The sequence below is a fragment of the Paenibacillus sp. FSL P2-0089 genome, from assembly GCF_038595095.1.
In the GTDB taxonomy this organism is placed as follows: Bacteria; Bacillota; Bacilli; order Paenibacillales; family Paenibacillaceae; genus Paenibacillus_AQ; species Paenibacillus_AQ silagei.
In genome coordinates, this window is the sequence record NZ_CP152006.1 from 4,545,621 (window position 1) to 4,568,727 (window position 23,107).

20 protein-coding genes are annotated in these 23,107 nt (G+C 45.5%); 8 read left to right on the forward strand and 12 right to left on the reverse strand.

Annotated elements, in window-relative coordinates; translation table 11 throughout:
• Nucleotides 1-196: 196 nt before the first annotated feature.
• The 4 genes from NST69_RS19030 to NST69_RS19045 all read right to left on the reverse strand — a co-directional run bounded on the left by NST69_RS19030 (nucleotide 197) and on the right by NST69_RS19045 (nucleotide 4,942).
• Nucleotides 197-1,774: an N-acetylmuramoyl-L-alanine amidase gene (locus NST69_RS19030; protein WP_209869898.1), complete on the reverse strand. Its 1,578-nt coding sequence runs from the start codon at nucleotides 1,772-1,774 to the stop codon at nucleotides 197-199.
• A gap of 191 nt (nucleotides 1,775-1,965) precedes the next feature.
• Nucleotides 1,966-2,568, reverse strand: a complete 603-nt coding sequence (gene leuD, locus NST69_RS19035; RefSeq protein ID WP_209869901.1) for a 3-isopropylmalate dehydratase small subunit — start codon at nucleotides 2,566-2,568, stop codon at nucleotides 1,966-1,968.
• Between the two features lie 29 nt (nucleotides 2,569-2,597).
• A complete protein-coding gene (gene leuC, locus NST69_RS19040; protein ID WP_036727197.1) occupies nucleotides 2,598-4,022 on the reverse strand; it encodes a 3-isopropylmalate dehydratase large subunit in 1,425 nt (474 codons plus the stop codon).
• Nucleotides 4,023-4,192: 170 nt separating this feature from the next.
• Nucleotides 4,193-4,942, reverse strand: a complete 750-nt coding sequence (locus NST69_RS19045; protein ID WP_209869904.1) for a LytTR family DNA-binding domain-containing protein — start codon at nucleotides 4,940-4,942, stop codon at nucleotides 4,193-4,195.
• Nucleotides 4,943-5,117: 175 nt separating this feature from the next.
• On the opposite strand from NST69_RS19045, the gene NST69_RS19050 reads away from it, so the two are divergent.
• From NST69_RS19050 to NST69_RS19065, 4 genes are read left to right on the forward strand one after another with little or no spacing between them, the layout of a single operon-like run.
• The gene (locus NST69_RS19050) at nucleotides 5,118-5,792 is read left to right on the forward strand and encodes a response regulator transcription factor (RefSeq protein WP_339310346.1); all 675 of its coding nucleotides are present in this window, start codon (nucleotides 5,118-5,120) and stop codon (nucleotides 5,790-5,792) included.
• Nucleotides 5,780-6,928, forward strand: a complete 1,149-nt coding sequence (locus tag NST69_RS19055; protein ID WP_051478161.1) for a HAMP domain-containing sensor histidine kinase — start codon at nucleotides 5,780-5,782, stop codon at nucleotides 6,926-6,928. Before NST69_RS19050 ends, NST69_RS19055 begins: the two co-directional genes overlap by 13 nt.
• A gap of 52 nt (nucleotides 6,929-6,980) precedes the next feature.
• On the forward strand, nucleotides 6,981-7,661 hold the full coding sequence (locus NST69_RS19060; protein ID WP_200869566.1) for an ABC transporter ATP-binding protein: 681 nt from the start codon (nucleotides 6,981-6,983) through the stop codon (nucleotides 7,659-7,661).
• Nucleotides 7,658-10,141, forward strand: coding sequence for an ABC transporter permease (locus tag NST69_RS19065; protein ID WP_036727205.1), 2,484 nt, complete (start codon nucleotides 7,658-7,660; stop codon nucleotides 10,139-10,141). Before NST69_RS19060 ends, NST69_RS19065 begins: the two co-directional genes overlap by 4 nt.
• Before the next feature lie 52 nt (nucleotides 10,142-10,193).
• Here the strand turns inward: NST69_RS19065 and NST69_RS19070 are convergent, their stop codons facing one another.
• From NST69_RS19070 to NST69_RS19090, 5 genes are all read right to left on the reverse strand, one after another.
• Nucleotides 10,194-11,183, reverse strand: coding sequence for a S8 family serine peptidase (locus NST69_RS19070; protein WP_209869910.1), 990 nt, complete (start codon nucleotides 11,181-11,183; stop codon nucleotides 10,194-10,196).
• Nucleotides 11,184-11,307: 124 nt separating this feature from the next.
• Nucleotides 11,308-11,466, reverse strand: a complete 159-nt coding sequence (locus NST69_RS19075; protein ID WP_179090430.1) for a hypothetical protein — start codon at nucleotides 11,464-11,466, stop codon at nucleotides 11,308-11,310.
• Between the two features lie 40 nt (nucleotides 11,467-11,506).
• Nucleotides 11,507-12,541 (reverse strand): radical SAM protein, encoded by a 1,035-nt coding sequence (locus tag NST69_RS19080; RefSeq protein ID WP_209869913.1) that lies wholly within the window; start codon nucleotides 12,539-12,541, stop codon nucleotides 11,507-11,509.
• 3 nt (nucleotides 12,542-12,544) lie between these two features.
• On the reverse strand, nucleotides 12,545-13,798 hold the full coding sequence (locus NST69_RS19085) for a radical SAM protein (protein ID WP_339249256.1): 1,254 nt from the start codon (nucleotides 13,796-13,798) through the stop codon (nucleotides 12,545-12,547).
• Nucleotides 13,764-15,452, reverse strand: coding sequence for an ABC transporter ATP-binding protein (locus NST69_RS19090; RefSeq protein ID WP_339249258.1), 1,689 nt, complete (start codon nucleotides 15,450-15,452; stop codon nucleotides 13,764-13,766). Before NST69_RS19090 ends, NST69_RS19085 begins: the two co-directional genes overlap by 35 nt.
• 301 nt (nucleotides 15,453-15,753) lie before the next feature.
• Between NST69_RS19090 and NST69_RS19095 the strand changes: the two genes are divergently transcribed.
• Nucleotides 15,754-16,665, forward strand: coding sequence for a LysR family transcriptional regulator (locus tag NST69_RS19095; protein WP_036727207.1), 912 nt, complete (start codon nucleotides 15,754-15,756; stop codon nucleotides 16,663-16,665).
• 79 nt (nucleotides 16,666-16,744) lie between these two features.
• Here the strand turns inward: NST69_RS19095 and NST69_RS19100 are convergent, their stop codons facing one another.
• Nucleotides 16,745-16,942, reverse strand: coding sequence for a hypothetical protein (locus tag NST69_RS19100; RefSeq protein ID WP_036727208.1), 198 nt, complete (start codon nucleotides 16,940-16,942; stop codon nucleotides 16,745-16,747).
• A gap of 442 nt (nucleotides 16,943-17,384) precedes the next feature.
• Between NST69_RS19100 and proB the strand changes: the two genes are divergently transcribed.
• The 3 genes from proB to proC are packed head-to-tail and all read left to right on the forward strand — an operon-like array spanning nucleotide 17,385 to nucleotide 20,692.
• A complete protein-coding gene (proB, locus tag NST69_RS19105) occupies nucleotides 17,385-18,488 on the forward strand; it encodes a glutamate 5-kinase (protein ID WP_036727210.1) in 1,104 nt (367 codons plus the stop codon).
• Nucleotides 18,489-18,547: 59 nt separating this feature from the next.
• Complete coding sequence (locus NST69_RS19110; protein ID WP_036727212.1) at nucleotides 18,548-19,795, forward strand: glutamate-5-semialdehyde dehydrogenase; 1,248 nt, start codon at nucleotides 18,548-18,550, stop codon at nucleotides 19,793-19,795.
• 30 nt (nucleotides 19,796-19,825) lie between these two features.
• Entirely contained in the window at nucleotides 19,826-20,692 is an 867-nt protein-coding gene (gene proC, locus NST69_RS19115; protein WP_342546901.1) for a pyrroline-5-carboxylate reductase, read from the forward strand.
• A 325-nt stretch (nucleotides 20,693-21,017) separates the two neighbouring features.
• Here the strand turns inward: proC and NST69_RS19120 are convergent, their stop codons facing one another.
• Complete coding sequence (locus NST69_RS19120; protein WP_340979716.1) at nucleotides 21,018-21,785, reverse strand: DnaD domain-containing protein; 768 nt, start codon at nucleotides 21,783-21,785, stop codon at nucleotides 21,018-21,020.
• A 24-nt stretch (nucleotides 21,786-21,809) separates the two neighbouring features.
• The gene (asnS, locus tag NST69_RS19125; protein WP_036727219.1) at nucleotides 21,810-23,105 is read right to left on the reverse strand and encodes an asparagine--tRNA ligase; all 1,296 of its coding nucleotides are present in this window, start codon (nucleotides 23,103-23,105) and stop codon (nucleotides 21,810-21,812) included.
• Between the last annotated feature and the right edge of the window lie 2 nt (nucleotides 23,106-23,107).

Genomic DNA, 23,107 nt, shown 5'->3' on the forward strand with positions numbered 1-23,107 from the left:
TCACCTCTAAGACTCTAGTATTCCGCCCCCAATCGAGCGTTCTTGATGGCATGCCAACTGACAACCTTCGACATAGTGTAGACGCCTTTAGAACTTAAAAGTTGCGAATAAATCCCAACCAAAGTGGAAATGTCTGTGTATTCCCTATAGTTAAAAGGTATGTAGTGCGGTTTCAGACAACTCCGCTTATGCAGTGTTACAAACCAAGATATTCCTTAATTCCAGCTACGATTTCGCGGGCCAGATTATTCTGCAGTTGTTCACTATACAGGCCTGCTTCATCCCCAGCATTGGTCAGATACCCCGCCTCCAGCAGAATCGCAGGCATCCGGGTCTCCCGGGTGACATGCAGACTCTTCGAGCGGACGCCGTTGTCTTTGAAGCCGGTTCCCGCTACCAGATGCTTTTGCATAATCTCGGCAAGCGGCAGGCTCTCACTGCGGCTATAGTACGTCTCACTTCCGTTAACTTTGCTCCGGTTAGGATAGGATACATCCAGTGAATTCGCATGAAGGGATACGAACAACGTAGCATTCGCCGCTTGGGCAATCTTCACACGATCCTGAAGACCCAATGTAATATCCGATGTACGGGTGTAGACGACATCAGCCCAGCCTTCCTGCGTCAGAATAGCTCCGGCTTTCAGGATGACCGCGAGATTGAAGGTCTTTTCCAGCTTGCCTGTAAGGCTAACCGCACCCGATTGCTTTCCCCCGTGTCCGGCATCAAGCGCAATAACCGGTCTTCCGGTGAATCCCGGATTCACGGGTGCCCCCGTTTCGCTGCCCGTTACATTCAGATCGATTGTGACTAGTCCTGTACTCTCATCTGTACTTACCTGATAATTCTGGTAGCCCGTAGTCTGGATTACGAACCTGACCGTCGGGGGATTCGTACTGAATAATGCATAACGTATTTCAGTTACAAGCGGGTAGCCGCTCACATCCAGCTTGCCCTGCGGACTTCCTCCAGTAGATACGCCCGGGAAGCTCCCGCTGAAATCAGGGGCAAATGCCGCTCCGGCAAAATCCACTACGATCCGGTCGGGTCCGGTAACTCTCGTAACCGTAGCCTTGGCTCCTCCGGCAGCGGCTACAATCAGCCGGTTCTCGCTAAATACCGCCCCTTTCACTACAGGGGATGTAGCTGGCGGAGTCGGAGCAACTATAACACTTCCGTCCAATTCCTCCAGAGTCTCTGTGCCGCTCTGAGGCGGAGTGGTTGGTGACGGGGACTGAACTGCCCCTGGAGCCGCTTCGGTTGTTTCTGATGGAGCTGGGGTGGCTGACGGCAGCGGATCTGAAGCGACTGGCGCTGTCTCCGTTATTCCTCCGCTCAAGTACACCGTCTTATCCGTATTGTCCCACCCGACGCTAAGACCGAATTGCTCACTGACAAAGCGGATAGGCACCAGTACCGTCCCGCCGTTCTGCTTAGGCGCAGCATTGAGCGTTAGGTTCACTCCATCGGCTTGTGCGGTGGTACTGCCGACTGCAAGCTGTACGGATTTGCCGTCCTGCTGGACAGTTACCTTGCGGCTGCTCTGTTCCCACAGCACTTCGAAGCCCAGATTCTCCACCACTACACGGATCGGAATCATAACGCTTCCATTCACGTTCTCGAGGATTACCCCCTTAGGCAGTGCAAGCTCCTTGCTGTCCATCACGATCTTACCGGGGGTTGTTCCGGCTGCCGCAGCTTTGTGGCCGGCGAATGACAGGAGGAGCAGTGGCAGCAGCAGTAGAAGCAACACCCGTTGTCCGGCTTTCTTCATCCTTTCCTCTCCTTTGGTCCATTGATAGATTTGCAGATAAGATTAAGACGACAATAATCCCCAAAAGTTGCCTTCGCAGGCAATAATATCTCGATTATAGCAAAAAAACTTCTATTTCCGACACCCGGAAATAGAAGTTTTGTGTAAATACTAAGAATAAATATGCTTCAGCCGTTAACTTAACTTAGCTCTTAGGCAAAAAGCTTGGCTGCATGACGCTCTTCATAAGCAGCAATCTCATCGGCATGCTGAAGTGTCAGGCCGATATCATCCAGCCCCTGCAGCAGGAACTGGCGGCGGTGCTCATCCAGCTCAAAGGTGATGGCCAGACCATAATCATCACTCAGCTTGTTGTTCTCCAGATCCACTGTAAGCGTGTAGCCCTCATGCTCTGCCGTGCGGCTGAAGAGATCGTCTACTTGGGCCTCTGAGAGCTTGATCGGCAGAATGCCGTTCTTGAAGCAGTTGTTATAGAAAATGTCGGCATAGGATGGCGCTATGACCACTCTGAACCCGTAATCCATGATGGCCCAAGGCGCATGCTCCCGGGAGGAGCCGCAGCCGAAATTCGCGCGGGAAATCAGCACAGAGGCTCCCTCATAACGCGGTTTGTTCATCTCAAATGCCGGATTGTCATTCCCTGCTTCATCAAAACGCCATTCGTAGAATAGGAATTGGCCAAAGCCTGTGCGCTCGATCCGTTTCAGGAACTGCTTGGGGATAATCGCGTCCGTATCTACATTAACCCGGTCTACCGGGGCTACAATTCCTGTTAACTTCTTGAATTCTTCCATTGCTGAATCCTCCTGCTCTCTCAATTATTCTATGAGTTGACGGCTTCCGTCTTGTAGTTCCAGTCACGCACATCCGTGAAGCGTCCTTTGATGGCTGCCGCAGCCGCCATGGCAGGAGAGACCAGATGCGTGCGTCCTCCGCGTCCCTGTCGTCCTTCGAAGTTACGGTTAGAAGTAGAAGCGCAGCGCTGGCCCGGCTGCAGAACATCCGGATTCATCGCCAGGCACATACTGCAGCCGGCTTCACGCCATTCAAATCCAGCTTCGGTGAACACTTTGTCCAGACCCTCCTTCTCGGCCTGCATCTTCACGCGCCCGGAGCCTGGCACAACAATAGCTGTAACTTTGTCAGATACCTTATAGCCTTTGGCTACTTCAGCCGCAGCCCGCAGATCCTCAATCCGGCCGTTGGTGCAGGAGCCGATGAAGACATAATCAATTCCGATCTCGGAGATCGGTGTACCGGGAGCCAGATCCATATATTCAAGCGCCTTCTCGGCTGCTTTGCGTTCATTCTCGGTAGTGAAATCAGCAGGGTTCGGTACGGTGGAGTTGATATCCGTTCCCATACCAGGGCTAGTTCCCCAGGTAACCTGCGGGATAAGTGTTTCTACATCGAATTCGACCACAGTATCATACTGGGCGCCTTCGTCACTAACAAGGCCCTTCCAGGTCTCAACGGCGGCATCGTACGCTTCACCCTGCGGCACATATTGACGTCCGCGCAGATAGTTGAAGGTTGTCTCATCCGGTGCGATCAGGCCCGCTCTTGCTCCGCCTTCAATCGACATGTTACAGACGGTCATGCGCTCTTCCATCGACAGCTCACGGATAGCTTCGCCGGTATATTCGATAACATAGCCAGTTGCAAAGTCCGTTCCGTATTTGGCAATTACGCCGAGAATCATGTCTTTGGCAGTCACACCCGGATTACGTTTGCCGGTGAAGCGCACTTCCATGGTCTTGGCCTTGGATTGCTGCAGACACTGGGTGGCAAGCACATGCTCCACTTCGCTGGTGCCGATCCCGAACGCCAGTGCACCGAAGGCTCCGTGTGTGGAGGTATGGCTGTCCCCGCAGACAATCGTCTTGCCGGGATGGGTCAGGCCAATCTCAGGTCCCATGACGTGAACGACACCTTGGTCAATATCATTCAGGTCAAACAATCTTACGCCGAAATCACGGCAGTTCTGCGAGAGCGTATCAATCTGCTGCTTGGAGATCGGATCGGTAATATTGTAACGGTCCTTGGTAGGCACGTTATGATCCATTGTCGCAAAGGTAAGTCCCGGACGGCGGACTTTACGGCCGCTCAGACGCAGCCCTTCAAACGCCTGCGGAGAAGTAACCTCATGAACGAGATGCAAATCGATATAAATAATGCTCGGCTTGCCTTCTTCCTGATGAATAACGTGATTATCCCAAATCTTCTCAAACATTGTCTTGTTGCCCATGAATTTCACCTCATAATAGTAGAATCGTTCCTATGAAGAGAGCGTGGAGTCTCTCTTGAATGTTCTAAATATAACATCACCACGTTTATAATTCCAAGATATGATTTCTATAGCGCTGATAGGCTGTACCTATGAGACACAAGATTTTAACAAAAGGCTCTTGCAGGATTTCACTTCCTAATATTCATACCCTCACTAACCTTCTGAAGGAACTTGTCCAGCACCAGAGACCTTTTCCGCCTGCTTAAGGGAAGCAAGGTTCCATCATCAAGACGAATTTCAATATCATCAACCGAAAAAATATATTGAATATTTACTATACAAGTTCTATGTATATCAACAAAACCCTGCTCGCTATATTGCGCTATTAAATCTATAAATTTAAATCCGTGCAATAAGTAGGTTCTCCTTTTGGTATGTAAATAGCTTTTCCTGTTTACACTTCCAAAAAACATTATATCATTTAAGGGAACTTTGATTAACGCTCTTTTATCGCCTGTGATGGTAACTTTAAAAACTTGAAGTTGCGGGTTATCATCTTTTATAGCAGTTACCACACGATCTATTATTAAAAATAATCTTTCGTTCATGAGTCTTTTAGGTAAAAAACCGCTTATATCATACTGGAAGGTATTTAAAACCTCTTGTTCGGAAGAAGTAACAAATACCAGCTTGAATTTTTTATCGAAAAGGCGCAGTTTTCTCGCCACTTCTTTCCCATCCATTACCGGCAAGTCTAACTCCAAAAAAATGATATCGTAATACGAATGATATTGCTCAAAATCATCAATTAGTTTTTTACCATTTGTATAAGTGTAGATGGTTGTATTGACTTTTAGCCTTTTGAATATTCTTTTTGCTTCAGATACAATGCTATTCAAAAATTTAACATCATCATCACAAAATGCAACATTTAGCATTCAACCACTACCCTTCATTATTTTTGTGGCATTAAATTTGGTTCGAGTCGAATCTATTATTCTTCATCCATCTGCCATTCTTACCATATTTTCCTTATAATAATAGCATAAAATCAGAATCAACATTGGTCAAGATACTAGTCATAATTAAAGATTCTTAAGGAGGTTTTTTAGATTGAAGAGTAAAATTTTGCTCATTGATGATGAAAAAGGAATTATCTCTATTCTGAAGAATTACTTTGAGTCATCAGGTTATCAGGTATATTCAGCTCTTAGCGGAAATGAAGCACTTGAAAGAGTCCATTGTCAGCCCGATATTATCCTGCTTGATATCAATATGCCAGACATCGATGGTATTACAGTTTGTCAGCGAATTCGCAAGTATATTTCCTGTCCAATCCTTTTTCTAACGGCTAGAGTTGAAAGTAACGATAAAATTATCGGTTTTCGCGCAGGAGCAGATGACTATATCCTCAAGCCCTTTGATATTGATGAATTGGGGGCAAGAGTAGAAGCCCATTTACGTCGCGAAAATCGTATGCATAAGCAATCTATAATCCGTTTTTTTGGAGATCTTACCGTAAATTATTCTAACAGGGAAGTTTCTGTCTCCAGTTTTGTTGTACCACTGTCAAAGAGAGAATTTGAAATTGTAGAACTGCTTTCTATGAATGCCGGGCAAGTTTTTGACCGCGACCACATTTATGAAGCCATTTGGGGAACTGACGGAGAAGGAAGCAGCGATACGATTATGGAACATATTCGTAAAGTTCGTGCGAAACTCGCGGTATTTACTCAGAAAAGCTACATTGATACGGTATGGGGGGTAGGCTATAAATGGAACGGATAAACCATATGAGTTTAAAAAAAGCATTCTTTTTTCTATCGGCCATATTTTTACTTATCGCTTTGCTCCTGAGCGTCATATCAATTTGGGGGATCAGCGAAATTTCCAGGCATTATGGGCCGTCTATTGAATTAAAGATGGATGGCAATGATGTCAGAGCCACACCAGTGCCCCCAGAACCTGCTTACCCGGCATGGTATCACATTTTTAGCATCCTGCAATTTGCGCTTCCCACTCTATATGTACTAACAGGATTATTTTTAGCTGATTGGCTTTTTTATAGGATTAAGCTTAAAATGCCCCTGGCCGCTCTGCAAAATGGAGCCCGGCAAATTATGCACAACAACCTGGACTTCTCGATTGTATCTTCTGCAAGTGATGAGCTTGGACAGCTCTGTGACGCATTTGAAACGATGCGATGTGAGCTTCTGAAAAACAACAGGGAACTGTGGCGGCAAACTGAGGAGCGAAAGAGGTTAAATGCTGCTTTTTCTCATGACTTGCGGAATCCCGTAACCGTAATCAAAGGCTCGGTAAAGCTGCTTAAAATGGGAATAACAAGTGGAAAACAAACAAAAGAAGAGATCGGTGATACACTTTCATTACTTGAAGAGTATTCCGGCAGGATTGAAGCTTTTATAGAAACGATGAGCAGTGCCCAGAGATTAGAGGAAATGCAATGCAATTTAAAACAGGTTCAGTGGTCGGCTCTAATCCAAGAGCTTTCGGTAAGTCTGACGATATTACGTAAAGACAAGAAGCTTAATCTGCATGATAATAACGCCAACAAAAACGAGTGGATTTGGGTTGATCGGTCCATTGTTTATAATGTGGCAGAAAATCTCGTTTCGAATGCCGTCCGGTACGCCCGTAAGCAAATTAGTGTTGCTGTCACCTGCGATGATTCCAGTATGCTTCTTACTGTTCAGGATGATAGTGAAGGCTATTCTCAAAATATGTTATCCCGCGGTACAGAACCGTTTTTACGCGGAGATCATCCTTCTGGGGATTCAGGGCATTTTGGGATGGGACTGTACATTTGCCGGCTGCTCTGTGAAAAACACGGAGGCACCCTAGCCTTACAAAATACAGAAAATGGTGCAATGGCAACGGCTTCATTTAATATTTTGAAATCTTGAGCATTTTTTGAGATTTATATTCTACACTCTCCTTATCAATTGAAAAGGAGAGTTGTGTATGTATATTGAGGCAAAAGACCTTTCAAAACTTTATGGCAACGGCGAAAACAGTGTCATTGCCCTTAATCATGTTAATTTAGAAATTGCGCCTGGAGATTTCATTTCCTTTATGGGGCCTTCGGGTAGCGGGAAGAGCACATTGCTTCATCTGTTAAGCGGTCTGGACAAACCTTCATCCGGCAGTGTTATCTACGATGAGAAAGATATCTACCTCACCAGTGACAAGGAGCTTTCCGCTTTTCGTCGCCAGAAAATCGGATTTATTTTTCAACAATTCAACCTCTTACCTGTCCTGACCGCAAGGGAAAATATTATCATGCCTCTGCTGTTGGACAAACGCCAGGTGGATGAGGCTTATCTTAAAGACCTAACAGATATGCTTGGAATCAAAAGTCGAATGACCCACTTGCCCAGCGAACTCTCTGGTGGCCAGCAGCAACGTGTCGCCATTGCCCGAGCACTAATTGCAAAACCTGACATTGTCTTTGCTGACGAACCCACGGGAAACTTAGATAGTAAAAGCGGCAACGAGGTTATGAGTTTACTCTATGATATTTGGCGTACGATGCGCAAAACCCTTGTGGTTATTACCCATGACAACCAGATCGCACGCATGGCGGAACGACAATTTGTTATTGTAGACGGCCTCCTTTCGGAGGTGGCGGCGAAATGAAATCCTATCGTTCTCTTGTATGGAAAGAGTTGAATAACCAAAAGATCACTTCCGTCTTAATTTTAATTGCAATTATTCTATCTACAATTATGACTACGGTTATCGGCCAATCCCTTGGTATATTAAGTGCTTTGCGTCAACAGCAGGCTGCAGCACTTAATGGCAACCGTTATGTTACTTTTCATCAACTTACACAAGAGCAAAAAGAGAAGCTTAACTTCGATAATAGATTGTCGTTCTCAGGTAGCTTTATGAATATCGGCACCTCAGTAATACCGAATACTAAACTTTCTATTTGGCTTCGTGAATATGAAGATGATACACTTTCAGTCTACCCATCCATAACACAACTTTCATCCGGACGCTTACCTCAGTCACCCCATGAAGTTGCCTTACCACAAGATGCATTAAATCTATTGAATTTTTCCGGCAAACTTGGAGACCACATTACATTGCCGATCCGTATCTCGCTTATACGGGACGATCAGGCTCCCTTTGAATATAAGACTACCTTCACTTTAACCGGCATTTTAAAAAGTAATTACTTAGGGTATGTATCCGGCGGTGTTAACGGTATTGCCGGTCAAGGAACAGCGGAACAGCTGCTGCCGAAAAAATACCAACTGTACTCCACAGATGTTCGTATGATAAACAAAAATCACTTCCAGAACACGGTTGATGATATCGCCGCTCAATTTGCTCTGCCTGAATATTGCATTCAGTACAACGACATCCTTCTAGCAGCAGTGGGTATTGATTACACCCATAAGAGCGATGACTCAGACAATGGTTCCGGTTTTCCCTTTATGGCCGTTGCAAGCGTTCTCGTTGGTACTCTTGTTCTTTTAGCCTCCGGTCTTGTTATTTATAACATTTTGAAAATCTCTGTAACGAAACGCATCCGCGAATACGGTACATTACGCGCTCTTGGTGCGGAACGCAGTAAACTATATATATTAGTATCGCTACAGCTTGCCCTACTCTGTGGAATAGGTGTTCCTGCAGGGATCACTTTTGGCATATTGTTTGCCAAAGGAATTACCATCTCCGCAACCAGCCTCTTGTCTCCGGACCTGTTTCTAACAAGTTCATCGGAAGAATTAGCCCTGTTGATAGCCAAAAATAGTTCCGGGAAAATACTTCCTCTGCTCATCAGTACAGTAATTACATTATTGTTTGCATATCTTGCAGCATTCCCTGCCGCAAGATATGCGGCAAAGGTTTCTCCGACGCTCGCAATGTCAGGTCCGTCAATACGGGTTGGACGAAAAAATCGAAAGGCTCGGCGTATACGTTCCTTCGAAGCCTTCTACGCAAGAATGAATATGAAGCGAAATAAAGGCAGAACGACAATTACTATCTTATCATTATTTATGAGTATAACGGTATTTATAGCATTACAGAGTTTTTCCACATTATTGGATACGAGCACTGCCGTACAAAAAATGCATATTGGTGATTACTCCATTACCAATAAGACAACTGGTTTTTCTCCAGAAGTGGTGAAGGAACTCAAATCCTTAGCAGATATAACTTCCGTTTCCACCTTGAAATATAGCCTGTATACACAGGATAGCAAGGGGCAGATGCCAATTTCCACATCTTTTTCACTACAGCCAGGCGAGGCGCTGCATATTATTGGTGTTGATGAAGATCGGTTAAAAATGATCGCACCAGCACTTACCCAACCGGAACTCCAGGATTTAAAAGCAGGAAAAGCCTGTATTATCAAAAATCCCATCGCCATAAATTATGGAGATACCCGATTAAGCAGTACCTTAATTTCCGTAGGCGATAATATATCTGTCAATAACTTGACGTTACAAGTTCTGCATGAAAGCAGTAATTCAATCACACTGGATAATGACGGATTTGTAAACGGGGTTCAAATCATTGTATATGATACGATCTACGATCAGATTACAGAAACAATCAATTATTCGGAGTTGTATCCTGTCTTGTCACCCAACGCTGATAAGGAAAATGTTGAGAAAGTTATTACTCAAATAAGTGAACAAGCTGGAGGGGGCCAATGGCTTTCTTATCAAGATACAGATACACAGCTTGCAGAAAGCTATCAGCAGATCAAATGGTTAGCATGGGGATTGATTCTGTTTATCGGGCTTATAGGAATTCTAAATATAATTAATACCGTGTACACAAATATTCATACCCGTATTACTGAAATCGGGGTTCAGCGAGCGATAGGCATGAGCATTTCAAGCTTATACAAGACCTTCCTTTGGGAAGGCGCCTATTACGGAATTATCGCAGCTATCGCCGGTTCTATAGCAGGGTATTCATGTTCAATCTTTGTAAGTGCTGCTAAAACAGACACCATAGAGCTTATCCCCGTTCCATTTCTCCCCATTATGGGAGCTGCATTTATTTCTATTGTGGTTTGCTTAACCGCAACATGTATTCCACTCCGCAAAATCGCAGACATGAGTATTGTGGATTCCATAGAGACCGTTCAATAGCGGATGAACAACTTCAAAAATACATCAGCAGAAATACTCCTGATGTATTTTTTTATTCGTCATTCATTTCTTTAGTATGTTCAATAAATTTGGTTAATGTGCTTATTGAACTAAAAACTCTATAATCAACACCATTATAATTAATGCTGACACCTGTAATCGCTTCTATTTCTTTTAAAATCTCAAAAAAATCATTTGGATACAATAAATCAATTAATTTAGTGCTCGCTAGTTGCTCTGCGGTAATATCTCTATCTCTTTTCTTAAAATATGAGAACAATATTTCTTTTATTTCGTTATTTAGTTTGCTTTGGCCTAGAACTTCAACCGAATCGAAATTTAGTGTATTAGCACCAATAACATCGTTTGTTTTCCATAGTTTTCTTTCGGCAAATGTTTGCAATAATACTTCCAGTTCCTCGTATTTCAAATCAGGTTTCTTGATTAATATATTCAATACTATACCTGTAACAGTTGCGGTAGCCTTACTCGTTCCGCCAAACATTTTATATGAATCACTTATACTCTTTACTAAATTAGGCGTTTTATTAGCGATACATTGGATCACCTTGCTTTTATTGTACCAATAATCACTGTTCCCCTGAAGTATAGCACCATTTATACCGATTGCTCCATCGCATGCAGCTGGATAACCCAAATAACCTTGATTAGGTGCTGAAGATATTATGATCTTACCCTCACTCTTGAGTTTATGTATAATTGGTTGTAGCCTTGATCTGCTTTTTTTCTTAATTGTAGTTAAGCTAAGATTAATTGTCCGAATATTAAGTTTACGCGTATACTCCAAGGCTTCTATTAAGGTATCAAGTGAACTCTCCATATTTTGATTTAATGCTTTAATCGCAAAAATATTGGGCTGCGCTTCACACATTTGCGCTATTATATTCGCACATTGAGTACCATGACCATTATCGTCTTCGAAATCGCTATCTTCATCAGTCAAACCCATACCACCGATAACATTTCCAATGGAGTTCTCTTGAACTATTCCCGTATCAATAATGATTACATCAGGATTCATTTTTGATCTCCCTATAGTTGCATATAATAAGTATGGGTAGTGATTTTAATCACTACCCATTATATAAAAATAGACTAGGAATGCTGAAATGGTTTTTTTAAGTAAATTTACCTACTTGTTCACATTAAAATGCGCAAGTAATTTTACAGCTGAATGTAACAGAGCAACCTGCTGGGTTAGAGGCACTTTTTCCAGACCAATCGGCACAATCATCTTTACAACCTTGCCCTTTTACTTCTAATGCATTAATTTTGTCCGCAATTTTTTTAATCTTTAAACTCATAATAAGTCCTCCTTCTTCGCATTCCTAGCTACTTCTATCTCTAAACTGATTTTAAAAAACTATAATTGGCATTTTCAAAAGCACATATTGTTGCTGAAGGACACAATCCGTCATCAGTTAATAATTCATTGAGGTATCGGCATCTTACAGTAAGACAACTGCTATAATTATTGCACCCTTCACATTCCATCATGTTGCAGTCATTAATTCTTGAGATATCTGCTAAGTAATCATTATTAATTCCTCCTAGATGTACTGAACCGATTTTATATTTAGTATCTCCTACAACATAGGAACACGGATAAATCTCTCCGGTTGGGTCAATGTGAATACTGCTATAACCGCCAGAACACTTATTTTTCTTGAAAATATTATTTTCTAAGATTGGAATTTCCACATTTTTTTCATCTAACCTATTCCTTAAATAATATTCTTTCAACAAACCAAGCTGATCTAAATAAGCATCTATATGTTTCTCATCCCAACTCTTATCGAAATAGTCAGGGATACAGACAATCACTAAGAATCCCAATTCTATCAAATGTTTAATACTTTCAAATAAATGAGAAACTGTTTGAGCACCAAATGTAACTCTAGCCCTAATATTCTTCCTTTTTTCCAATGTCATATTAACCTTATTTATAATTGCATCATAAGAACCTGTACCATTTGAGAATAGCCTTGTTTGATCGTGAACCTTTTTATCGCCATCAATACTTATTGAAAAATCGTAATTCATATTTTCCGCCAAGAATTCAATCTTCTTTTTGTCAAGTAACACTGCATTTGTTGTAATACCAAACATAACTATTTTTTTATATGTGGCGAATAATAATTTCAGTCGTTCAGTAATGTATGTTATTAGGTCATAATTTAATAATGGCTCCCCTCCATGGAATTGTATAATTAATGGATCCTCTGACCAATTATCATTAGTACTATAGTTCTCTTGGATAAAATTAATTATTTGATCCGCAGTATTGCGATCCATATCTATTTCCTTTTTGTCGTTTCCTTCATAACAATAGCTGCATCTCAGGTTGCATGCTTTAGTTACCCAAATTCCTATTAACATTGCTCAATCCTCCCATACAATCCTTTGGAAGTTACGTTTCAGTTCTGGACAAACACTTTCATAAAAACCATCATTGCTCTCTATAAGATCTAAGTAATGCAAGCAATTCCAGCAAAATAAATTAACATCACAATCTTTACACTTTTCATGTTTATCAGGCTGTAAATACTCCCAATTTTGATATCCATCATATTTTTTAAATTCACCACTCCCCAGAAAACTGCTTAAATCTTCTATCTCCAATATATTGCCTACATAATATTTATCTCTCTCCAATAAACCGCAAGGATATATCTGTCCTTTACTATTTATATAAATCTCTTTAAATAACCCCCCACAGAGACAAATATGAACATCATCAATGTCAAGATTCATCATTCTTATTTCTTCAATTTGAACTTCTTTTTCTTTAGGCTGCAATGAATCTTTATTATCTTTTCCTCTTCCAATTGGGCTAAAAGCCCTTGCAATGCCACGGGTTCCTAATTCTTTATTTAATTCCTCAAATTGATTGCGTAATACATAGTTCTCCTTAGTCAAGACCATTGATAATGAAATTTTATCGAAATGGTGATTTTTTAATAATTCAACCGAATGCAAGACCTTGTTAAAAACTCCTTTTCCACGTATTGTTGAACATGTGTCTTCATTAACACCATCAATACTAAAATCTATTGCTGATACATGCGCCACTAGTTGTTTCACATTTTCACTATTAATTAATGTCCCATTCGTCATTACTCTGATTTCACCATCGTAAATATCATTCAGGTGAGATAGAATCTCAAAAAAATCCTTCCTAATTAAAGGTTCTCCACCCGTTAAGCAAATACTCTTGGGTTTTGATTTAACCACTTTATTCAAAACCGTTTTTAGAACATCCGTGTCCAACGGATCGCTCAAATTTGTTAAGTCAGAATCCACGCAGCAATGTTTGCATCTGAGATTACATCTGTTGGTAATTGCTATATCAACACTGAAATTTTTATCGAACAGTAACATCTCTTCCGTATCGGCCAGCAAATTTTCTTTGTACAAAAGTTGCAACAGCTCGAAGAAGTATTCCTTATCTTCCTGGTCTTCAAACGCTTCAATCAGTTCATTAGTCGTTGCGCTTTCCTGCATGGCAAGTTTAAGTATTTCATAACATTCCTGACTCATTTTCATCCATTTTCCATTCCTTCGATTCCCTAAAATCACTTTGTTTCCATGAGTCAAAACTTTAGTAAACTGACCTAACATAATATTCCTGTTCATTTTCTTGTTCCTCCGCTAGCATTATTTTTCTATCACATATATTTAAGATTTGCTCTCTATGTGTAATAATTAATGCTGTTTTTCCTTCTAGTTTTCTTCTAATCACATTGCAGATTACCTTTTCTGCTTCAATGTCCATAGCTGAAGTGGGTTCATCTAACAAGTATATAGATTTATTCTGAAGGAAGAGGCGTATTAACGCTATCTTTTGTACTTGTCCACCCGAAAGATTTAATGAATTTTCTTTAATCATTGTATCGAGCCCATCAGGAAAATCCTTTATTGCTAAGCAAAATTCCTTCATCGTCTCAATAATCTCATGATCACTATAGCGATTTTTAGTATCCAGAACATCCCTTAAAGAACCGCTTAATATAAATTCACTTTGTAATAAGCAACCGACTTGATGATGCAGATAATCCGTTTGGTAATCTCCAATAATCACTTCATCTATTAGAATTTCCCCTTTTTGAGGTACACAGAGCTTCGTAAAGAGTTTCATTAAGGTTGTCTTCCCGCATCCATTTTTGCCTACGATTCCTACTACTTCACCCGGTTGGACCTCCAATGATAACCCTTTCAATATTTGATTGGATTCTTCATAGCTAAAATCAATTCTATTCACACTAATCTTGCCTGATAGATCGAGGTCAGGGGTGTAATTTCCTTCTTGAATAACCTCTTTATTATCCAAAACTTCAAATATCCGTCTAAAAATAGGAATGTTTTTTTTGAAAGATATATACTCACTACCAATCGAATTTATTGGGCCAAACATTCTTTGTACATAAATGATTAAACTGAATAAAACACCTACTGTCATCGTCCCTGATAATACTCTTTGCGCCCCCATGAGCAGCACTACAAAAATAATGATTACGCTATAACTTGAAACAATACTAAACAACACAGTAATCATTCTTAATTGTTTTATTGCTTTTTCTACTACAGACCGGTTCTTCTTGCAGTAACCACAATAAGCACGTTTTACTTCACCTGCCATTTCAATATGATTCACATTATTTAGTATTTCATTTGTATAGGATGAGAAATCTGCAATTTCTTCTCTTAATGGCACCACATATGCTTCAATTTTTTTACCGTATTTTTTTTGAATTAAAGCAAATGAAAAAGTAAGCAATATTAAAATGATTCCAATAGTTTTATCTATGTAGATTAAATATGCGGAAATGCCTACTGCAATTAATGTATTGGATAAAATTCCGCTTATTGATTTTGTGAAAAGGCTTTCTATTGATGAGATGTCTTCTTCTAAAACTGTAAACATGTCTCCAACCTTATGCTTGCTCCAAAAAGCTACATTGGTATTCATTAATTTTTCAAAAACCATTTCTTTTATTTCAGAAACAAAGCGTTGTGAAAATTTATAGAAGCTAACTTGATATAAATATTGGAAAGCAACCATCGTACATCCTACAATCAGCATAGTAATAGTGTAATTGGCAATATCTCCAATGTTCCTATTGCTTATTCCTAAGTCAACTATTTTACTTATGTAACTTGGAAATATAATTGACGAAACACTATAAATTAAAACAAATATTATGCATTTTATTTGTTGAAGTGTAAAATCCAAATATCTGAGTCGACTAGAACCGTTTAAGTACTGTAAGCACTTTATCCAGTAATACATTTAGTTTTATCCCTTCGATTTGTGTATTATTTTACTTTTTTAACATTATTATTATCTATAAGACAATCATTTTCTTTCAATACACTCATAATAAACATAAATGTAGAAATATGCCATATTCCTCGACCGAATGGTGCTTTTCTCTCACCCAATGGTTGGTTATGCCAAATTTAAATCATTTCCCCAATATGACAGCTACTGCAACCCTTGTAAAAACCGATGTAATCAGACCGATTTATAGGATATACTTATAAGAAAGCGGATTACTATTGATGGTACCTAACCTGTAAGGAGGTTTGAAATGGAACTGCGTCAACTGCAATATGTCCTGCAAATTGCGGCTGAGCGTAATTTTTCCCGGGCAGCAGACAAGCTGCATATCGCTCAGCCTTCACTCAGCCAGCAACTCTCCAAACTGGAAAAAGAACTGGGTGTCCTTCTTTTCCAGCGCAATACCAGTTCAGTTGAGCTGACTCATGCCGGTAAGAAATTCGTCGAGCAGGCTCAGACCATCATTGATGCCGTAGAACTGCTGCGCCAGGAGATGTCGGATATATCCCAGCTGCGCACCGGACGGGTTGTGGTTGGCAGCATGCCGATCACCGGTGCGCATCTGCTGCCGCATGTGCTGCCTGCCTTCAAACGCAAATACCCCGAGATTGAAATCACGCTGCTGGAGGACTCCTCCATGAATCTTGAGAAGCTGACAGCCAGCGGCCAGACAGATCTCAGCCTGCTATCCCTACCACTGGAGATTCCGACTCTAGCTCATGAGGTTCTTGGAGAGGAACGGATCGACCTGGCAGTCCCGCCTGAGCATCCGCTGGCGGCGCGGATGCTGCTGGGTACACGAACTTCGCTGACCGAGCTTAAGGATGAACCGTTCATCGTGCTCAAAGAAGGACAGGGCTTCCGCAAAATGACGGTGGAGCTATGCCGTGGAGCCGGATTTGAGCCGCGGATTGTCTTCGAGAGCAACAATATGGAGACCGTCCAATCGCTTGTAGCCACCGGAATGGGCGTAACGCTCGTGCCACATTTCATTGCACGGGCACCGCGGAGTGAATTCGTGCCTGTCTACCTGCCTTTGGCTGAACCGGTACCCAGCCGTACTCTGGTTGTCGCTTACCGGCGCGGACGCTATTTGTCCCGTGCTGCGGAAGCTTTCATTGAAACCTTCCAGACAACGGTCGCCGGACTGGCAGGCGAATAAGCCGGCGGAAACAAATGCCCATCCAGCTCTTATCATGAGGCCGGATGGGCATTTGCTATATTTTGGCAGAAGCAATTATTTATTTGCGCAAATTATACTGCGTGATCATACGGTTCTGGTCATCGGGCATACGGGTAGTACTCTCGTCAACCGGTCCTTCTGTGCGGGAATCTCCGGCTTTTTCCTCGACAAATTCTCGGATCGCTTTGTTTTGAAATTCGGCGGCTTCTTTGGAATTCTGATTCTGTTCCTGTCGGACATTAGTCTTCTTACTCAATTCAATCCACCTCCTGGTAACTGATTATAAATACTTTACCCGTTCCCCTGAAGGACAACCAGGAAATCCGCTCCCTGCCCCAGCAGAAAAATATTCGTCCGGAGCTCTTTGCAAACCCTGCTTCCGCATGGTATTCTAAATGACAAATAGTGAAACGTGCTGACGGGACCAGTAAGAATGGACGTATATTCGTGTGCAGAGAGTAAATTCCTGAAGGCTGGGAGAATTTACCGCGAAGGTCATTCTGAATCCTACCCCTGAGCGGCCTGCCCTGCAGGACGGATACTCCCGTTATGAGAATGAAGTCGGATGAACCCTCATCAATGAAGGTGGTACCGCGGAAGTTAATCAAGCTTTCGTCCTTTGCTAAGTCTAAGGATGGGGGCTTTTTGTCATTTCCGGGTGTTACAGGCATTTCAATTCGAGAGGAAAGTGAAAGACAATGACGTCAAGAATTGTGGTCAAAATCGGCAGCAGCTCACTCACAGGTCCCGAAGGCGGCCTTAATCGTGAGGCGGTCGCCTTCTTCGCCGCCGAGATTGCAGCGCTCCGCAAGGACGGCTGTGAAGTGCTGCTGGTCACCTCCGGGGCGGTCGCAGCCGGCTTCCGGGGCATCGGCTATGCTTCCCGCCCAAGGCTGCTGCATGAGAAGCAGGCGGCGGCGGCGGTAGGACAGGTTATGCTGATGCAGGCTTATCAGGAGGCCTTCGCAGGCCACGGTATACCCACTGCTCAGATTCTCCTGACCCGTACGGACTTCTGCAGCCGCCGGGCCATGAACAACGCCATGATGACGGTTGAAGAATTGCTCCGCCAAGGCGCCGTGCCCGTGTTCAACGAGAACGATACTGTATCGGTGGATGAGCTGAAGTTCGGTGACAACGATACCTTATCGGCGCTGGTTGCCAATCTGCTGAAGGCCTCACACCTGCTGGTGCTGACCGATATGGACGGCGTCTACAGCGGCGATCCCCGCAAGCACCCGGATGCTGTGCGGTATGAGCATATAGAAGAGATTACGCCTGAGATCTATGCCATTGCAGGCGGTGCGGGCTCAAGCGTGGGCACCGGCGGCATGCGCTCCAAGATCGACGCGGCCAAGATCGCCACGCGGGGCGGCGTTCCGGTCTTCGTGGGCCAGGTTAAGGAGCCAGGGGATTTATCACAGGCCGCAGCCGGGACGGGCAAGGGCACTTATTTTGCCACCACACTCTCCTCTCTGCCGGTCAAAAAACAGTGGCTGGGCTTCATGTCTACCCCGCTCGGATCACTGTATGTCGATGACGGTGCTGTTGAAGCGCTGCTCCACGGGGGCCATAGCCTGCTGCCGGTCGGGGTTAGACGGATTGAGGGAAGCTTCCATTCAGGGGATGTCGTCGAAGTGCTAGGCCCGGATGCGAAGCTGCTTGGGCGGGGCATCGTCAATTATGATGATAGCCAGCTCCGCAGCATTCAGGGGCTTCCGAGCCGCGAGATTGTGCCCAAGCTCGGTGAAGTGCACCGGCTGGAGGTGATCCACCGGGACGAATGGATCACACTGCGTTAATCTTGCAAATCCTATTGTATATCCATATGCCAACATAATTTTTTTGAGGAGGAATTGCCATGAGTGAAGTGGTTAACAAGACAACGCTAGCCAAAGCAACCACAGGGGTACTCGCAAGCCTGACTACCGCCCAGAAGAATGAAGCCCTGCTGGTGATGGCTGCCGCCCTGCGTGCCGAAGCTGATTACATTATTGCCGCTAACGCCGAAGACCTGGAGCGCGGCCGGTTGAACGGGACACCGGAGTCGATGCTCGACCGGCTGGCCTTGGATGCGGGACGGATTGACAGCATAGCCGAAGGCTTGCAGCAGATTGCCGTTCTGCCTGATCCGGTTGGAGACAATCTGGAGACGATCGAACGGCCAAACGGCCTGCACATTGAGAAGGTACGGGTTCCGCTTGGAGTCATCGGCATTATCTATGAAGCACGCCCCAACGTCACCGTTGACGCTGCTGGACTGTGCCTTAAGACCGGCAATGCCGTGGTGCTGCGCGGCGGCTCCTCCGCCCTCTCCTCCAACCGTGCCATCGCCGAGGTGCTGCACCGCGCACTTGCAGGTACCGCCCTTCCGCCGGATGCCTTGCAGCTGATCGAAGATCCTAACCGTTCCTCCGTGGATGAAATGCTGAAGCTGAACGGACTGCTGGATGTCATCATCCCGCGCGGAGGAAGCTCTCTGATTCAGAATGTGGTTCTGAACGCCACCGTACCGGTTATTGAAACAGGAGCAGGCATATGTCATACTTATCTGGATGCAAGTGCCAATCCGGAAATGGCCCGGCGTATTAGCGTGAATGCGAAGGCCCAGCGGCCTTCGGTCTGCAATTCAATGGAGACACTGCTGGTTCACCGTGCTTACGCCGAAGAACACCTCGCCGCACTTGCCGAAGCCTTCCGCGAGGCCCGTGTGGAGCTGCGCGGCTGCCAGGATACCGTTGCTCTTATCCCTTGGGCTGTGCCTGCCACACCAGAGGACTTCGCTACAGAATACAACGATTATATTCTAAATATTCGTATCGTTGACACGCTGGAAGAGGCTCTCGGACATATCGCGGAATTCGGCACCAAGCATTCCGAATGTATTGTAACTGAAGACGCGGCGAATGCTGCACGCTTCCTGCAGGAGATTGACGCTGCAGCGGTATATCACAATGCATCTACCCGGTTCACGGACGGCTTTGAGTTCGGCTTCGGTGCCGAGATCGGCATCAGCACCCAGAAGCTCCATGCCCGCGGGCCAATGGGACTGCCTGCATTGACTTCAAGCAAATATATGATTCACGGCTCCGGCCAAATCAGGGGTTAACTCACTCAACTTATAGGGGGACTGCCAGCCATGTGCCAGCAACCAGCAATTCCGCTCATCAATCATAATATCGTTTTTTACGGCGCAGGCTCGATGGCTGAGGCCATTGTGCGGGGATTGATCGCCCGTAATGTAGTGGAATCGGGCCGAATTATTATGCTGAACCGCAGCAGCAGCGAGCGCCTGGCTGAGCTCCGCAGCCGTTACGGCGTGCTTGGCTATAATGCTCCCGAGTCCAAGCTCGAGGCTCTGCGCTCTGCGCCGGTCATCGTTCTAGCCATGAAGCCCAAAGACGCTGCGGAAGCGCTCCGTTCACTGGGACCGCTGCTGTCGCCGGATCAGCTCGTCATCTCCGTCATTGCCGGGCTGACCATCCGTACGATGCAAGGCTTACTGGGTAATCCGCAGCCTGTGGTCCGCACCATGCCGAACACCTCTAGCTCCATCGGCCTTGGTGCTACCGGGATTGCCTTCTCCAAGGAGGTTGGCGAAGACAGCCGCCGTACAGCGCTTAACATCTTCGAAGCGATCGGCCTGACGGCGGTCATTGACGAAGAACGGATGGAGACCTTAACAGGGATCTCCGGCAGCGGACCGGCTTACATCTATTACATGATGGAAGCGATGATCGCTGCCGGTATCCGCGGAGGGCTGCCGCTTGCGCAGAGCCGTGAGCTGACCGTCCAGACCGTGCTTGGCGCAGCCCGGATGGTGCAGCAGACCGGTGAAGAGCCTGCCGCCCTGCGCAAAAAGGTCACCTCGCCGAATGGATCTACCCAGGCGGCCATTGAAGTACTGGAGCGCGGCGATTTCTTCGAGACCGTCATTTCCGCCGTCAACCGCTGTGCGGAACGTTCCCGCGAGATGGGCTCGGCTCTGGAGCAGGAGCTGCACTAATTTTTCGGCCTAGTTATTGATATTCTTCCTACAACATAACAGCCCGCAGTTCCTTCCATGTGAAGGAATTGCGGGCTGTTCGCGGGTTGTGAGGCATAATCCCGCCAGCTTCAAGTGCATTTATGCCCTTCATTTTGCTCAATAATCCACTTTTGCTCAAATCAAGTGCATTTATGCCCCTCACCCCCGCTCCCCGCCCACTCTCGGCCAACTCATTAGCAACAAAAGTAAAAAAAGTGCCCCTTAAGCCACATACATGACTTAAGGGACACCTTAACCGGCCGGGACTTGCCCAGGACCGGCGTATATCACTAACTCGCTCCGCTCATCTGCCTCCGCCCCGGAATTTCTGGGAATAGGCTTTGACATCCTGGGCATTCTTCACCCGGTTGCGGGCCCATTCCAGCAGAATGCGGTCAATGTAACGGAAATGAACCTTTCCTGCAAAGACCGACTCCTTCAGCGCGAGCAGAATCAGCTCCTCGGGATAGCGGTCTTCATCCACCCAACCGGAAATAGATTCACATTCCATGGGGGACAGCGGACGTCCGAATTCCTTCTCGAAAATGCTGAACAGACTCCGTCCGTCTTCTGACTCCTTGTCAACCGGCACAGCCGGGCGGCCATAGCCGCCGTCCGGTGCGGTAGCCCCGGAGTGATGAGCCACTGCCCGGGCCCCCGGCTCCCGCCCGCTCTGGCCGGGCTTCTCCTGGGCATTCTCCCGCGAGAGTTCTGCCAGATAAGCTCCCAGCTTCGCGTACAGGCCGGAGAAGTTATAGCGCTCATAATGGATGTCCCTCAGCTCGTCGTTTTCTCCGTCGATGCTGATGAACCCCTCCTTCATGAGCTTCTGCAGCTCTCCGGCAATCACCGGAATACTGCGCCCGGTTACTGCCTGCAGCTCCTCCAGGGAAGGGAAATCAATCCCCTCTACCTGTCTGAAGGAGAGCAGGTGAATCAGCAGCATGGATTCACTGCCGGTCAGATTCAGCTTCCGGTAATATTTCAGGAGTGCATAAGGAATGACGGCCATTCCGTTCTCCAGGCCGAAGGCTACGCCCTCGCCCCAGGTATTCCAACCTTTTCCGTCCATACTTAAGCCCCCTTTCCCTATTCTTTAAGGGTAAAGACGGTACAGTGTACGAGGGAAGGCAATCGTCTCACGAACATGGTCCAGACCGCAGATCCAGGCTACTGTACGCTCCAGCCCCAGACCGAAGCCGGAGTGTGGAACCGTGCCGTAGGTGCGCAGATCCATGTACCATTTGTAGGTGTCCATCGACAGGTTATGTTCCTTGAAGCGGGCTTCCAGCAGCGCCGGATCATCAATACGCTGTGATCCGCCGATGATCTCGCCGTAGCCTTCAGGAGCGATCATATCCGCACACAGCACCACTTCCGGACGATCAGGATGCGGCTTCATATAGAAAGCCTTGAAGGAAGCCGGATAGTGGGTAATGAAGACCGGTCTGTCGCTCATCTCGGCAATCGCCGTTTCATGAGGAGCCCCGAAATCATCGCCCCAGGCAATTTCGTAGCCTTTTTCGTTCAGGAACTTAATCGCATCGTCATAGCTGATACGCGGGAATGGTGCTTTGATGTTCTCAAGCTTCGAGACATCGCGGCCCACTGCTTCCAGCTCGGCGCGGCAATTCGTAAGCACGGACTGCACGACAAAGCTGATGAAATCCTCCTGCACGCATAAGCTCTCTTCATGATCGGTGAAGGCCATTTCCGGCTCAATCATCCAGAACTCGATCAGGTGGCGGCGGGTCTTGGATTTCTCTGCACGGAAGGTAGGGCCGAACGAATAGACGCGTCCCAGCGCCATGGCTGCGGCTTCCATATACAGCTGCCCGCTTTGGGTCAGATAGGCGTCTTCATCAAAATACTTGGTGTGGAACAGGTTGGTCGTGCCTTCTGCTGACGTTGGGGTCAGAATCGGCGGGTCCACCTTCGTGAAGCCGCGCTCATTGAAGAACTGCTGAACCGCGCGGATAATCTCCGCACGAATGACCATGACCGCCCGCTGCTTGGAGGAACGCAGCCAGAGATGACGGTGATCCATCAGGAAATCGACGCCATGCTCCTTGGGTGTAATCGGGTAATTCTCGGTAATATGCAAGACTTCGATTCCTGTAACCGTCATTTCAAAGCCTGACTGGCTGCGGGGCTCCTCGCGGATAATTCCGGTCACGTACAGCGAGCTTTCCTGGGTGAGGCTCTTGGCATCATCCCAGACCTGCTCAGGGACTTCCGATTTCACCACAACCCCCTGGATATAACCGGTACCGTCGCGAAGCTGCAGGAACTGAATTTTACCGCTGGAGCGCTTATTGTTGACCCAACATCCGATGACAACACTCTCTCCAACATGCTCATTCACGTTCTTGATTACACTCTTGTTAGCCATGC